This window comes from Phenylobacterium sp. (assembly GCF_036495085.1).
Lineage (GTDB): Bacteria > Pseudomonadota > Alphaproteobacteria > Caulobacterales > Caulobacteraceae > Phenylobacterium.
In genome coordinates this window covers 1-14679 of the sequence record NZ_DASXNL010000109.1, presented here as the reverse complement: position 1 = coordinate 14679, position 14679 = coordinate 1, and the positions used below count along the sequence as shown (strand labels likewise).

The 14679-nt window shown below is 67.1% G+C and carries 13 protein-coding genes; 8 read left to right on the top strand and 5 right to left on the bottom strand.

Annotated elements, in window-relative coordinates; translation table 11 throughout:
* The first annotated feature begins 12 nt into the window (after positions 1-12).
* Positions 13-1431, top strand: a complete 1419-nt coding sequence (locus tag VGI62_RS12920; protein ID WP_331504903.1) for a M20/M25/M40 family metallo-hydrolase — start codon at positions 13-15, stop codon at positions 1429-1431.
* Between the two features lie 18 nt (positions 1432-1449).
* Here the strand turns inward: VGI62_RS12920 and VGI62_RS12915 are convergent, their stop codons facing one another.
* Positions 1450-1662 (bottom strand): hypothetical protein, encoded by a 213-nt coding sequence (locus VGI62_RS12915; protein WP_331504902.1) that lies wholly within the window; start codon positions 1660-1662, stop codon positions 1450-1452.
* A 308-nt stretch (positions 1663-1970) separates the two neighbouring features.
* On the opposite strand from VGI62_RS12915, the gene VGI62_RS12910 reads away from it, so the two are divergent.
* A complete protein-coding gene (locus VGI62_RS12910) occupies positions 1971-2204 on the top strand; it encodes a hypothetical protein (RefSeq protein ID WP_331504901.1) in 234 nt (77 codons plus the stop codon).
* A gap of 37 nt (positions 2205-2241) precedes the next feature.
* Positions 2242-2652, top strand: a complete 411-nt coding sequence (locus VGI62_RS12905; protein ID WP_331504900.1) for a hypothetical protein — start codon at positions 2242-2244, stop codon at positions 2650-2652.
* Positions 2653-2733: 81 nt separating this feature from the next.
* On the opposite strand, the gene VGI62_RS12900 is transcribed toward VGI62_RS12905, so the two are convergent.
* A complete protein-coding gene (locus VGI62_RS12900; RefSeq protein ID WP_331504899.1) occupies positions 2734-3174 on the bottom strand; it encodes a hypothetical protein in 441 nt (146 codons plus the stop codon).
* Positions 3175-3379: 205 nt separating this feature from the next.
* Here VGI62_RS12900 and VGI62_RS12895 point away from each other — a divergent pair, with 205 nt between their 5' ends.
* The gene (locus VGI62_RS12895) at positions 3380-5413 is read left to right on the top strand and encodes a winged helix-turn-helix domain-containing tetratricopeptide repeat protein (protein ID WP_331504898.1); all 2034 of its coding nucleotides are present in this window, start codon (positions 3380-3382) and stop codon (positions 5411-5413) included.
* On the opposite strand, the gene VGI62_RS12890 is transcribed toward VGI62_RS12895, so the two are convergent.
* Both VGI62_RS12890 and VGI62_RS12885 read right to left on the bottom strand, forming a co-directional pair.
* On the bottom strand, positions 5388-6914 hold the full coding sequence (locus VGI62_RS12890; protein ID WP_331504897.1) for a sensor histidine kinase: 1527 nt from the start codon (positions 6912-6914) through the stop codon (positions 5388-5390). The genes VGI62_RS12895 and VGI62_RS12890 overlap by 26 nt on opposite strands.
* 174 nt (positions 6915-7088) lie before the next feature.
* Positions 7089-7937, bottom strand: a complete 849-nt coding sequence (locus VGI62_RS12885) for a hypothetical protein (RefSeq protein WP_331504896.1) — start codon at positions 7935-7937, stop codon at positions 7089-7091.
* A 657-nt stretch (positions 7938-8594) separates the two neighbouring features.
* On the opposite strand from VGI62_RS12885, the gene VGI62_RS12880 reads away from it, so the two are divergent.
* The 4 genes from VGI62_RS12880 (at position 8595) to VGI62_RS12865 (ending at position 14408) form a co-directional block, all read left to right on the top strand.
* Positions 8595-10382, top strand: coding sequence for a long-chain-acyl-CoA synthetase (locus VGI62_RS12880; protein WP_331504895.1), 1788 nt, complete (start codon positions 8595-8597; stop codon positions 10380-10382).
* 19 nt (positions 10383-10401) lie between these two features.
* A complete protein-coding gene (locus tag VGI62_RS12875; protein ID WP_331504894.1) occupies positions 10402-11709 on the top strand; it encodes an amidohydrolase in 1308 nt (435 codons plus the stop codon).
* A 73-nt stretch (positions 11710-11782) separates the two neighbouring features.
* Positions 11783-13666: an excinuclease ABC subunit UvrC gene (gene uvrC, locus VGI62_RS12870; RefSeq protein ID WP_331504893.1), complete on the top strand. Its 1884-nt coding sequence runs from the start codon at positions 11783-11785 to the stop codon at positions 13664-13666.
* Positions 13667-13769: 103 nt separating this feature from the next.
* Entirely contained in the window at positions 13770-14408 is a 639-nt protein-coding gene (locus VGI62_RS12865; RefSeq protein ID WP_331504892.1) for an SCE4755 family polysaccharide monooxygenase-like protein, read from the top strand.
* 69 nt (positions 14409-14477) lie between these two features.
* Here the strand turns inward: VGI62_RS12865 and VGI62_RS12860 are convergent.
* On the bottom strand, positions 14478-14679 hold a 202-nt coding region (locus VGI62_RS12860; RefSeq protein ID WP_331504891.1), incomplete at its 5' end, for a hypothetical protein.

The following is a 14679-nucleotide window of genomic DNA, read 5'->3' as shown; positions in this document are numbered from 1 at the left end:
CGAGAGGCCGCCATGGACGCCCAAGCGCTTAACCAGTTCACCGCCGACCTCTGGCGCGACGAGATAACGCCGGCCCTGGTGGACTACATCCGCATCCCCGCCAAATCGCCGGACTTCGACCCCGACTGGGCCGCGCACGGCCATATCGACGCAGCGGTCGAACATATGGCCGGCTGGGCGCGGGAAAAACTGACCGAGCTTCCGGGCGCCACCCTGGAGATCGTCCGTCTGCCCGGCCGCACCCCGGTGATCCTGATCGAAGCGCCGGGGGAGATCGACGACACCGTCCTGCTTTATGGTCACCTCGACAAGCAACCGGAGATGAGCGGCTGGTCGGAAGGCCTTGGACCCTGGGCGCCTGTGATCCGGGGTGAGCGCCTCTACGGCCGCGGCGGAGCCGACGACGGCTATGCGATCTACGCCTCGGTGGCCGCGCTGGTCGGCCTCGCACGCCAGGACGTAAGGCGCGGCCGCTGCGTGGTGCTGATCGAGGCCTGCGAGGAGAGTGGCAGCTTCGACCTGCCATTCTACGTCGAGCACTTGGCTATGCGCATCGGCTCGCCCTCGCTGGTGATCTGCCTCGACTCGGGGTGCGGGAACTACGATCAGCTCTGGCTCACAACCTCGCTGCGCGGTTTGGCCGGCGGCCTGCTGAGCGTCCAGGTGCTGGAGGAGGGCGTCCATTCCGGTGACGCCTCGGGCGTCGCGCCCGACAGCTTCCGCCTCGCCCGCGCCCTGCTCGACCGCCTGGAGGATTCCGCCACAGGCCGGATCCTGCCATCGGTGTTCAACGTTGATATACCGGCCGAGCGGGTGGCCCAGGCCGAGGTCGCGGCCAAGGCGCTGGGCGAGGAGGTCTGGCGGAAGTTTCCCTTTGCCGGGGCGACCGCACCGATCGTCAGTGACGGCGCTGAGCTTGTCCTGAACCGCACCTGGCGTCCGCAGCTCGCCGTGGTTGGCGCCGACGGCCTGCCTGCGCCGATGAGCGCCGGCAACGTTCTGCGCCCAAGCACGACGCTCAAGCTCAGCGTGCGGCTGGCGCCTACCGCCGACCCGAACGCCTGCGCCCGCGCGCTTGCCGACACCTTCACCATCGACCCGCCACAGGGCGCCAAGGTAACCTTCGAGGAGACTCAGGCCAGCCCCGGCTGGAACGCCCCGCCGCTCGCGCCGTGGCTGGAGGCCGCCGTCCAACGCGCGTCACTAGCGACGTTCGGCCGTGAAGCGGCGCTGATGGGCGAAGGCGGCACCATCCCCTTCATCGGCATGCTGGGCGAGAAGTTCCCGAACGCGCAGTTCGTGATAACCGGCGTCCTTGGACCCCATTCCAACGCCCACGGCCCCAACGAATTCATCCACCTGCCCACCGGCCAGAAGGTCACAGCCGCCGCCGCGCTGATCCTCGCCGATCACGCCAAGCGGCCTCGTTAGCGAGGTGCTGTCGCCGGTCTAAAATCGAACGAAGACCGACGCAAAGGCCGCGACGCCGATCAGCATCACCACGAAGGCTATCGCGTAACTCGACGTCCGCACCCTGCCGGTCATGGCGATGGCGGCGAAATCCTTCTGCATGTAGGTGATGGACCGGTGGTAGTCCCAGGTGAAGGCTGCGACGCAGACGACGCCGGCGGCGATCAGCAGCAGGCCGAGGGTCCGCGCCATGTTTGGACCGGCTAGAGCATTCGTCACTTGACCCGCAAAAACACCCCGGCGCAAAACGCTTCATCACTGCCGGCGCCGAGGCTGGTTGACACAGGAAGTCTCACGCAGACACCTCCCAGGTTGCCCGGCCGGCACGTTACGCCGGGAGCCCCGAGTCTGAAGATCGGGGTAAACCCTCAAAGGCGCACGCCGCGTCCTGCCAAAACGGCGGCCTGTCGCGGCGCCGCTTCCACCCAAAGTCGGCCCGATCCCGTCATCAACCCGACACGTCCGCGTCCTATTAGGCGCCCTCACCAGGGAGCGCGACGATGAGCTTCACAATCTCCATCCGGGCCGCACAGGCCGGTTGGAGCGTTCAGGGCGACACCCTCGAGAACGGCATGATGTTCTTGAGTGGCGCGGAAGCCGAAAACGCGGCCCGCGCACTTGCCCAGCGCTATTCCGACGTTGGCCAGGCCACCGAGATTGAAGTTTACCTCCGCGACGGCAGCCTCGCCGGCCGCTATGTCAGCGTCCCCGAGCTTGGGCTTATCGGGCGTTAGGCAGGTGGTCGAAAGCGACGCCGGCGGGAAGCGAACCATGGCGTTCGCCGTCAAGGCCGAAGTCAGGGATCCCGAGGCTGCGTCTTTCACGTTTATCGCGCAGAAGACGATGTACGGCGGCAAGCGCATCGCTGTTGGCGATACTGTTTTCCTATTCGCGAGCGAGAATGAGGGCGGAAGTGGCCTCGTCGCACGCGGCGTCGTAACATCTGCCGAAGCGATTGCACGGACGCCCGGCTTGACCCGGCAAACGCCGCGCGTGAGCGTCACCGTCCGTCGCACCGCGCTCGCCCTGCGACCGCTGGGGCGAAGTGAACTGAAGCCTCTCACCGACTGGAACGACGGCCAGCCCGGCTCCGAGCTCAACTTCAAATTCTATCGCCAGGCCACCAACAAGATCATCGGCGTCTCCGACCAGGCGGCGGCGTTCCTCAGCGCATTTTTCTAGGACGCCCGTCGCAGTCCCCGGTCGGTCAGGCGAGGCCGTGGAGCAACCCCGGGCGGTTCAGCCGCCCGGGGTCGCCTCGCCTCAATCGTTCCAGCGCCCGACCCCGACGTTTCCGCCGTCGGCGTTACGGTAGGTGACGAGGCCGGTGCGGCCCTTGTAGCGGCCTTCCGGCGCCCCGACCAGGTAACCCCAGCAGTTCGCTCCGGGCTTCCCGGTCTCGGGCTGGCAGCTGTATTGCATCGTGTAGTTGCCGGGAGAATTGCAGACGCCCGACTGGTCGAACTGCGCGCCGGGCGGGTTCTTCCAGCCACCGCACTTGCCGGTTATCGTCTCCTTCTGACCGTTGGCGTAGACAACGTCGGTGCTGTAGCTGAACACCTGAGCGCCCAGGAACTGGGGCCCCTGCGCCGGCGCGCGCACGCCGTCGATACCCTTGGTCATGCCCGAGAAAGTGAAGTTGTCGGCGGCGTGGGCTGCGGCCGGTGCGCACAACAGCAGCAGGGCTGCAGCGAAGCGTTTCATCATCGTTTCCCCAATGTTTTCAGCCGGTCGAACCGGCGCCGGCACGGGGACACGAGGATCGGTGACGCGAAAGGGCCGCGGGACGATCTATCGCCGATCGCATGCCGATCTGTCACCGATCTGGGCGCCGAACGAGGTTCGACGAGGCGCTGGCGGTCCCCGTGCGCTGTGCTAGCGTGGCACGGCTTGTGTGGGGGAAGGCGTAATGGATCTCGCTGCCGAAGCGACGTTCCATCTTGGGGTGCTCGAAGTGTTTCCGCCGGCCTGTATGGCGGCGTGGCCGGGGGACCGCCAGGTTCTGCAGCCGCGCGTCATGCAGGTGCTGGTGGTTCTCGCCAAAGCGCAGGGCGCGGTCGTTTCGCGTGAAGCGCTGATCCTTGAGTGCTGGGACGGCCGCTTCGTTGGCGATGACGCCATCACCCGGGTGATGGTCCAGCTGCGGCGGCTCGCCAATCGCCTGGATGGTCTCGCCTACGAGCTCGAGACCATTCCGCGCGTGGGATATCGGCTGACGCCGGCCAAGGCGGGTGTCGTGGTGGAAGGCCGGCGCAAGCCGCTTCGCATTGGCCGACGCACGGTGCTGGCGGGGAGCGCCCTTGTCACAGTGCTCGCGGGCGGCGCCGCGGTGCTGCTGCGCGGCGGAAAGCGCCCAGCGCCGCACGAACCGTTGACGCTGGCGGTCCTGCCGTTCACCAACCTGAGCGGCGACCCCCAGGCCGCCTATCTCTCGATGGGCGCCAGCCGGGCCGTGCGCGATGCGCTTTGCCGGGTCGGCGGCCTTCGGATCATCGCCGACACCTCGTCCTCATCCTTGTCCGAAGAGAAGCTGAGTGGGGCGGAGATCGCCTCGCGGCTCGGCGCAGACTTGCTACTGAGCGGCGCGGTGACCGAGAGCGCTGACCTGGTGCGGATCAGCCTGGAACTCGTCGACCCCAAAGCCGGCGTGGAGGTCTGGAGCCAGACCCAGGACGGCAGGGTGGACGATCTTTTCCATCTGCTGGACGCCGCGTCGGCCGCCGCGCTCGAGGCGCTTTCGGGCCGCATCGGCCCTGACCGCCTGCGCGCGCCGCCGGCCCTGCGCGCGCGCGATCCGCGGGTCTTCCGCAACGTGATGCAGGCCGAGGATCTTCTGGAGCGTAGCCGCACGTCGCGGATGGTCGGCCGCGACGCCGAGGGGCTCGATGCGGCGGACCATGCGTGGGATCTGGCGCAGGCGGCGCTGCGGACCGATCCGGGCGACGTCGGCGCCATGCTCATCGTCGCCAATCTCACCCGCAACGGCTGGACTCGCGCGCTCGCCGCCAAACCGGTCACCGCCGCCGAACGTGCGGCGGCAGCGGCCGACATCATCCGCCGCGCGCTCGTCTCCGATCCCAACGACCCCGCTGCGCTGACCGCGCTTGGCGACTACTACCGCCGCTTCGAGTGGCGCTGGGCCGAGACCGAGAACCTCTTCCGCCGCGCGCTCGCCGCCAATCCCAACCTGACGGAAGCCCACTGGGCCTTTGGCTATGAACTGGCCGAACTCGGGCGGGCGCGCGAAGGCCTGGTCCATGCTCGCGAGGTCTTTCGGCTCGACCCCGAGAACCCCTATCACCGGGTGGCGCTACCGCGGCTTTTGTACCTTGCGGGCGAGCGGGACGCCGCGCTCAAGCGCTACGATGTCGAGCTGGCGGCCGGCCCGGCCAACGCCTTCCTGATCCGCGAGGTTTATCTGATGCATCTCGCCGAGGAGAACCTCGGGGCGTTGCGTGGCCTAAAGGCCAAGGTGACCGACCAACTCTGGCGGGGCCGCAGGATGCCTCCCGCGATCGCCGCCCTCGTCACGCGGACGGACGCAGCACTCGCCGCCTTGCGCGGTGCGCCCGCCGCGCTTCTGGCCCTCGTTGACGCGGACGTTGCGGCCTTCGACGGCGGCGGAAAAAGCGCCGCTGCGACCCAGCAGGGCCGGGCGAGCGTCGACCTGTTGTTCATCTACGCAATGGAATACGCCTGGTCTGGCGCGACGGATCGCGCCCTCGATCTCCTGGCCCGCGCGCTCGCCGCTCGCTCGCTCTATTGGGTTGGGTCCTTGCCCTACGGCCCGACTGAGTTTCCGGAGCCGATGCGCAGCGATCCTCGTTACATCGCGCTTTGGCGGAGCGACGCACGTCTAGCCGAACTCATCAAGTCGCGCCGCGCCTGCCGCGCCGCCGGCCAGACGACCGGGGCCTTCAAACGGGATCCGGATTGGGGATGAGCGCTGCCGGGGGTGAGCCGGATCCGATCGTGGTCAGGTGGGAAACGATCTCGCACTCCAGGCCTGCCGGCCCGAAGGTCACGGTCGCCCGCCCATCGAGCTCATGTGAGAGACCCTGCTGCAGGAGGCGTAGACCAAAACCCCGCCGGGTGGGCGGGACGACGGGCGGCCCGCCTGTCTCGATCCAGTTGAGGCGCAACACGCGCACCGTTTCGTCGGGCTCGTCGGCGCTTGGATGCAGTGACCAGCGGATGCAGACCCGTCCTTCCGGATGCGACAGGGCGCCATACTTCACCGCATTGGTCGTCAGCTCCTGCAGCGCCATGGCGATGGCCAGCGCGCGATGCGGCGTCAGCCGCAAGCTAGGCCCGGAAATGTCGAAGCCGCCGGCGCCGGATGAAGCAAACGGCGTCACCGCCTGGGCGACCACATCGGCGATGTCCGCGCCTTCCCAGTTTTCCTGGGTCAAGAGATCATGGGCGCGGGCCAGCGCCATCAGACGCTCTTCAACGTCTTCGCGGGCGCGGGCCGGCAGCGCCCGGGCGCGGAAGGTCTGGGCGACGATCGACTGAACGGTGGCCAGCGTGTTCTTCACTCGGTGGTTCAGTTCTTCGATCAGCAGCCGCTGGCGGCTTCGCGTCCTTTCGTGCTCGGTGACGTCGTAGCCGCCAACGAAGACTCCCGTGACCGTGCCCGCGGCGTTGCGGATCGGCTCGCAGAGGAGGTCGATGAACCGCTGCGCGGTCTCGCCCTCAAGGTTCGCCGGGATGGGGCCGGCGGCGAAGCGTTCACCACTCACATAGACCCGGTCGAGGAGTTCGAAGAAGCCCTGGCCTTCGAGGTCCGGGAAGGCCTCGCGCAGCGTGCGCCCCAGGAACCTTCTTGCCCCGCCCAGCCGGCTAGCGGCCTCGTTGACGTAGCTGAAGACATGATCGGGGCCGTTCAGCACCGCCACGAAACCCGGCATCTGTTGCAGCAGGCTTCGCTGGCGTTCGAGTTCGGTCTCCAGCCGCTGCTCGTTCAGCACCTGGGCGGTGGTCTCGGTGCACACAACCAGCACTCCGCCCACGCCGTTTGGCGCGCCGCCATCGTCGATGGGACCGTAGCTGTAGGTCCAGTAGACCTCCTCGCGCCGCCCGCGCCGGGTGATCGGGACCAATTGGTTTTCGTGCCAGGTGGCGCCCTTACCGGCCATCACCTGGGCGATTTGCGGGCCGATGATGTGCCAGATCTCGTCCCATATCTCCCGCGCCGGGCGGCCGATTGATCCGGGGTGCCGTTCCGGCCCGATCGAGAGGCTGTAGGCGTCGTTGTAGAGGCACGCCCCGTCCGGCCCCCAGAAGATGTACATCGGGTGGCCGGTGTTCAGCAGCAGGCGGACCGCGGTCCGCAGGCCCTGCGGCCAGTTCTCCGGCGGCCCCAGACTGGTCGCCCCCCAGTCGTGGGCGCGCAGGTAAGCGCCCATTTCGCCGCCGCCGTCCAGGAATGTCAGATCGGCCACGCGCGCCCCCCGAAAGCACCACCCTGGCCGGATGATTAGGCGCCCGACCACCGATTGTCGTCAGCAATCGGCGCCTTGTGTCGGGCACTCAGCGGCCGCCCTGTCCCCAGGCGCGCAAAAAAAGAGAGGACCGCTCCTTCCCCAGGAGCGGCCCCCTCCCCAACGGAAATATCGCTATTGCGGCGGGGGTTGCGACGCCTGCGGAGGCGTCGTGCTTGTCGACGGCGCGGGCGTGCTGGTCGCCGGTTCCGGCGTCGTGGCCGGCGCGGCGGTTGGCGCCGGCGAGGTCGCTTGCCCCTGGTAGGGCTGCGGCGCGGCCGGCAAGGTCGCGCTCGCGTCGGTGGCCGTATCGCCGGCGCTGCGACTGACAGGGGCGGCGCGAGGCGCGAGCGCATGATGGGGCGGAGTGGCGGCTGATTCGTGCGCTGTCGCGGCCGTCGGGTTGGTCGGTGAGGCAGCCGCGGCGGCCGGCGCGCTCGGCGTCGTCGGAGCCACTTCAGGCGTGGCTGCCAAGGAGGCGCTCGCGGCCGGAGCTGTCGGGGCCGGGGCGATTGTCGTGGTCGTGGTCACGGCCTGGCCAGGGGTAAGTTGGGCCAAGCCTGTGTTATGCGACTGAGTGAAGTACCAGCCCGCCGCGGCCACGCCGCCCAGCATGATGATCCCCGCGGCGATCGCGACCGGTGCGATGCCGCCCTTGCGCGACGCAGCGTCGGCGTAGACCGGCGTACCGGCGAAGACTCCATCGGCGGGTTCTTCCAGCCGCTCGTAGACGATGCCGTCAGGGGCGATGGCGTCGGGCGCCGGCCATGTGGGCTCGCGGACCATGCTCTCGCGCGCTGCCAGGCGCTCATCCGGATCGGAAGCGAAGCTTCTCGGCTCCTCGGCCACACGGCCCGTGCGACCGCCCCCCAAGCCGCGGCGTTTCTTACCCCGTTCCCAAGCAGGGACCGGCGCGAACATCGGGCTGTCCGCCTCGCTGTTGTTCGGCTTGTCGTCGGGAGTTGCGGAGAAATTGGTACTCATTGTCAGGTCCCTTCATGGGGATAGTGTCAGACTGACCGAACGACGACGGGCCGTGTCGGTTCCGAAGTCAGGGAAAGCTCAGCTTGACCATTGGGGCTCGTTGAGCCGCCTGTCGACTATCCATTCATCGAGACGATATTATGCGATTACACAAGCATAGCGCGATTCGGGGGGGTTATTCTAATACCGAGCGAGACCGGTCTGGTTGGCCGGGGTGGGGGATGGATCTATTGCTCTCGCTCGGCCTGGTCCGACAGGAGCTCTTCATGGCCCAAGGCCGCCAAGCGTGGGCCCTACGTTAGCCCGTTTGGTGAGAAGGCTCCGGCCACCTTCTAATGCTCGTTCTGCATCAAGTCTCAGCACGAGATGGGAGAAGCTGATAGCCGGCCCCGGCCTGGTGGCGTGGCAAGCGCACCCAGTTGCGTGGGTGGTCGATGAACTGCGCCGCCGCGAGGTCAGCTGTGCCGACATCGGTCTTGCGTTGGCCAACTCGCGCCAGGCGGCCTGGGAACGGTTTTCGTAAAGGTTTGATTAAGGATTTGTGGCGTGGGCGCCTCAGGTCGTGCAGCCCCTCGGAGCGCTGAGTCCTGTGTGCGCGCCAAGAACTTGACCGGTCGCGCGGCGCATCCGCTAGTTGCGGCGTAGTCGGAGGTACGGATGCCGCTCAAGGCCAAGCTCCAGCGCGAGTGGCGTTTCCTGCGCGGGCTAAATCGGACGCTCAAGGCGGTGAAGTCGATCGCGCCCGACAGCGCCAACCTGGTCTGCGACGACATCCAGGCCGCTGTCGAAGAGTGGCGCGACAACGTCGCCATGACCTTCGAGGGCCGCACGGTGACCTATGGCGAGCTCGACGCCATGGCCAACCGTATCGCCCACTGGGGCAAGGGCCTGAACCTGCGCCGCGGCCAGACTGTGGCCCTCTTCATGCCCAACCGGCTGGAATACTTCACGATCTGGTATGGCCTCTCGAAGATTGGCGTGGTCACCGCCCTGATCAACAACCAGCTCGCCGACCTGGCGCTGGCCCACTGCCTGAATATCTCCGCCGCAACCTGCGTCATCGTTGACGCCGAGACATCGCCCGTCTTCGAGGCCGCTCGCCCGCTGCTCGACAAGCCGCTGCCGCAGTGGGTGCTTGGCCCCGCTCACGGCGATCAGCGCGACCTCGTCCAGGCGCTGAAGAGCTGCAGTCAGCTGCCGCCGGACAAGGCCGTCCGCGAAGGTATCCTTGCGCGCGAAACTGCCCTTTTGATCTTCACCTCCGGCACCACGGGCATGCCGAAGGCCGCGCGCATCACCCACGTTCGGGCGCAGCTCTACATGCGCGGTTTCGCCGGCGCGACCGACGCCAAGGAGTCCGACCGCATCTACGTGGCCTTGCCGCTCTACCACGCGACCGGCGGTCTCTGCGCTCTCGGCGCCGCCTTGCTGACCGGCGGGTCAGTTTTTCTCCGCCGACGATTCTCGGCCAGCCACTTCTGGGGAGAGGCGGCCGACGAGGGCTGCACGATGTTCGTCTACATCGGCGAGCTCTGCCGATACCTGGTCAACCAACCGCCAATCGAGGACGAAGCCCGGCACAGGATCCGCCTGGCGTTCGGCAACGGCCTGCGCCCCGATATCTGGCCGATGATGCGGCAGCGTTTCCACATCCCGGAGATCCTCGAGTTCTACGGCTCGACCGAAGGCAATGTCTCGATGTTCAACTTCGATGGCCGCGATGGCGCCATCGGCCGTGCGCCCAAGTGGCTGCGCAACCGCTTCAACATCCGCCTGGTGCTGTTCGACGTCGAGAAGGAGGAGCCGATCCGGGGACCGGGCGGCCTGTGCATCGAGGCCGGTCCGGGACAGATCGGCGAATGCATCGGTCAGATCGGCGCGGACGCCCGTTCCGAATACACCGGCTACGTCGACAAGGCGGCCTCGGAGAAAAAGGTCCTGCACGACGTTTTCGAAAAGGGCGACGCCTGGTTCGCGACCGGCGACCTGATGAAGACCGACGCTGACGGCTACTTCTTCTTCGTCGACAGGATCGGCGACACCTTCCGCTGGAAGGGCGAGAACGTCTCCACCAACGAGGTGGCCGAACGCCTGCAGACCCTTCCGGGCGTGCTGGAGGCCAATGTTTACGGCGTCACCGTCGAAGGCGCAGAAGGACGCGCAGGCATGGCGGGCCTGGTCGTCAGCCCGGAGTTCGACATCAAGGCGTTCGGCGAGGAGGTGGCCCGCGTGCTGCCGCACTACGCTCAGCCCCTGTTCGTCCGCATCCTGCCCGTCATCGCCACCACCGGCACCTTCAAGGTTCGCAAGATGGACCTGATCTCCGACGGCTACGATCCGGCGAAAATCAAGGGTCCGATCTATTTCAACGACCTCAAACGCGGCTATGTGAAGGTGACCAAGGGCGTCCACGAGAAGATCGCCGCCGGCGCCGTGAAGCTCTGAGACCGCCTAGGGGGCAAAAATGCTGAAATTTCTGACCGCGCTCACCGCGTCGCTGGTCCTTGCGTCCGCCGCGGAAGCCCGTGACCTGGTCAAAGAAGAGGCCCAGATCCAGGCGGGGCTCGACAAGGCCTACGGCCACCTCGACGCGCTCTACAAGGACATCCACGCTCATCCCGAACTCGCGCTTCAGGAGACCCGCACCGCGGCCCTGCTCGCCGAGGAGATGCGCGCGCTTGGCTTCGAGGTCACCGAGCACGTCGGCAAGACCGGTGTCGTGGCGATCTACAAGAACGGCCCCGGCCCGATGGTGATGGTGCGCACCGAACTCGACGCCCTGCCGATGGAAGAGAAGACCGGCTTGCCCTACGCCAGTCACGTCGTCGCCGACTACCGTGGCAAGCCGACGCCTGTTGATCACTCCTGCGGTCACGATATTCACATGGCCGCCTGGGTGGGCGCCGCGCAGCAACTGGTAGCCATGAAGAGCCGGTGGCATGGCACGCTGATGTTCATTGCTCAGCCGGCCGAGGAGACCACCCAAGGCGCCAGGGCGATGCTTGACGACGGGCTCTTCCGTCGCTTCGGCAAGCCGGATATCGGCTTCGCGCAGCATGTTGGCCCAGAACCCTACGGTACGCTCAGCTACCGCGCAGGCATCTACAATACCGCCTCGGACTCGCTGGAGATCACCTTCAAGGGCCGCGGCGCCCACGGCTCGATGCCAAACGTCTCCATCGACCCGGTGGTCGAGGCCGCTCGGTTCGTGGAGGCGGTGCAGACGGTGATCAGCCGCGAGAAGGACCCCAATGCCTTCGGGGTCATCTCGATCGGCTCGATCCAGGCCGGCAGCGCGCCCAACATCATTCCGGACCAGGCCTTGGTCCGCGGCACGATCCGCACTCGCGATGAGGCGGTGCGGCAGAAGCTGCTGGAAGGCATCCGCCGCACGGCCGACGCCGTCGCCATGATGTCCGGCGCGCCGGAGCCCGATGTGCGGTTGATCCCGGGCGGCAAGCTGCTGGTCAACGATGCGGCGGTCACCGCCAAGGCCGAGAAGGTGTTCAAGGCCGCGTTCGGCGATCGCGCTCGCTACGAGCCCGCGCCGGGCAATCCCTCGGAGGACTATTCCGAATTCATCGTCGCCGGCGTGCCGTCGCTGTTCTGGAGCTTCGGCGGGCTGGACCCGGCGGTCATCGCCGAGGCCAAGTCCAAGGGCGTTCCCGTCCCGGCCAACCACACCCCGCAGTTCGCGCCGACCCCCGAGCCCACCATCCGCTTCGCCGTCGAGGCGATGACCCTGGCCGTCCTCGACGCGATGAAGAGCTGAGCGCCTCCCAAAGCGCTGACGACGCGGAGCAGGCAACCCTGCACGCTTCGTCGGACTCGCCTATATTCGCCCGATGCCCGACGACATCGCCGCCCCGCCTGCGCTGAAGGGCGCAGCGCTTATCAAGGACGAGGTCAAGCGCCTGCCGGATCGGCCGGGTGTCTACCGCATGATCGGCGACGAGGGCGAGGTGCTCTACGTCGGCAAGGCGCGGTCTCTGAAGAAGCGCGTCGTCCAGTACGCGCAGGGCCGGTTTCACACCCAGCGCATCGCCCACATGGTCGACCTGACGCGGGCGATGGAGTTCGTCACCACCCGCACCGAGACCGACGCCTTGCTGCTTGAGATCAATCTGATCAAGCAGCTGAAACCCCGCTTCAACGTCCTGCTGCGTGACGACAAATCGTTCCCCGAGATCGTCATTCGCCGCGAGCATGCCGCCGCCCAGCTTCGCAAGCACCGTGGCGCGCGCACGATCAAGGGCGACTATTTTGGGCCCTTCGCCAGCGCCAATGCGGTGAACCGCACGCTGAACACGCTTCAGAAGGCCTTCCTCCTCCGGTCCTGTTCGGACAGCGTCTACGAGAGCCGCACGCGCCCGTGCATGCTGCACCAGATCCACCGCTGCTCGGCGCCGTGCACCGGGCTGGTCAGTCTGGAGGACTACAACGCCCTGGTGGATGAGGCCGGCGACTTCCTGCGCGGCAAGTCCCGGGCCGTCATGGCCAAGATCGCCGGCGAGATGCAGGCCGCCTCCGACGAGATGGAGTTCGAGCGCGCGGCGCGGCTGCGCGACCGCATCCGTGCGCTGGCGTCCATCGCCCAGGAACAGCAGATAAATCCCGAGACGGTTAGCGAGGCCGACGTGTTCGCTCTCCACGCCGAGGGCGGTCAGGCCTGCGTGCAAGTGTTCTTCTTCCGCGCGGGCCAGAACTGGGGCAATCGCGCCTACTTCCCCAAAATGCCGCAAATGGGCGCCGACAGGTCAGACGAGGACCCGGAGGTGATGGCCGCCTTCCTGGGTCAGTTCTACGACGACAAGCCCATCCCCAAGCTGATCCTCACCAACGTCGAGCCGGCCGAGAAGGAGCTGCTCGCTGAGGCCTTCTGCCTTAAGGGCGGCCGCAAGGTCGAGATCAGCCGACCGCAGCGCGGTGAGAAATGCCGCCTGGTCGAGCATGCCTTCACCAACGCCCGCGAGGCGCTGGGACGAAAAATGGCCGAGAGCTCGGCCCAGACCAAACTGCTGGCCGGCGTCTGCGAAGCCTTCGGCCTGGAAGCCAACCCCGAGCGGATCGAGGTCTACGACAACTCCCACATCATGGGGACGAACGCGGTGGGCGGCATGATCGTGGCCGGCCCCGACGGCTTCCAGAAGTCGCAGTACCGCAAGTTCAACATCAAGGGGACCGACATCACGCCGGGCGACGACTTCGGGATGATGAAGGAGGTGCTGCGTCGCCGTTTCGGCCGCCTGGTCAAGGAGGAGGAGGCCGGCGAGGCTCCGCCGCGCCCCGACCTGGTGCTCATCGACGGCGGCGCCGGCCAGATTTCCGCGGTGATGGAGGTTATGGCCGACCTCGGTGTCGACGACATCCCCGTGGTCGGCGTCGCAAAGGGTCCCGACCGGGACGCGGGCCTTGAGCGGTTCTTTATCCCCGGCAAGCCCTACTTCATGCTCGAACCCAAGAGTCCGGTTCTCTACTACCTCCAGCGCCTGCGCGACGAAGCCCACCGCTTTGCAATCGGAACCCACCGCACGCGCCGCAGCATGGAAATGAAGAAGAATCCGCTCGACGAGATCGAGGGCGTCGGCCCCGGCCGCAAGAGGGCGTTGCTGCACGCGTTCGGGTCCGCTCGGGGCGTGAGCCGGGCGAGCGTTGAGGACCTGCTGAAGGTGGAAGGTGTCAGCGCGCCCCTCGCAGAACGAATCTATGGCTTCTTCCGCAAGGGGTGAGGCCGGCGCTGCGCATCAGCCACGTTCGCGGGCGCAGATTTTAAGGTTCCTCGAAGGGCGCGGTTCGCACTAGCCTGCTCGGACAATCGGGGGGATTCCTAAAATGAAGCGACGGGTTCTTGCGGGCCTGGCGGCGGGCGTCGTGATCCTGGCCGCGCCTGCGACCGGATCCGCCCATTTCATCCTCATGCAGCCAAACTCGGCGATCGAGGAGAACCAGCTGGGCGATCCGCAAAAGCTCGGGCCCTGCGGCGGCACGAGCGCCAGCGCCGGCACGCCCACCGGCGTCGTCACCCCTGTCACTGGCGGTGAGCTCCTGCACGTCAAGGTCCACGAGACCATCTATCATCCCGGGCATTTCCGTCTGGCGCTTTCGGTCCTGGATCGCTCCGAGTTGCCGGCTGACCCGGAAGACATCACGCGCGATGGGCCGCGCGGGCCCCTGTCGGTTTCCGCCAAGATCGACCCCGCCCCCAAACCCCCTGTCCTGGTGGATGGACTTTGGGACCACCACGTGCGTCAGGCCGGGCAGGAATTCGAGACCGATGTGAAGGTCCCGAACATCAATTGCGACCACTGCTCCCTGCAGGTGATCCAGTTCATGGAGGAGCACCCGATCAACCCCGATGGCAGATTCACCTACCACCATTGCGCGGACCTCAAGATCACCGCCAACCCGAAACTGCCGATCGACGCCGGCTGGCCCGGGCAGAGCAAGGCCAAGAAGTCGAAGAAGCGCTAGGGGAACCGCGCCGAGGGCGCATCCCCGTCGGTCTTCCCTCCAGTGGCGGGGGAGGGCGCCAAGCCGGCCCTAAGGAGCCAAGCCGTACTTCGCGAAGGCGGCGGCGACCTTTGGTTGGGCGGCCTCAGCGGTCGCCATATCCGAGCGCCCCGCGGCCTCGCGGCCGAGGCGCAGCTCCGCCAGGCCCTGGCCGAAGCGGGCGGTGGCTAGCTGTGGGCGTAGGCGAAGGGCGGTTGCATAGTCGGCCAGGGCCAGCTCCAGGTCGCCCTTG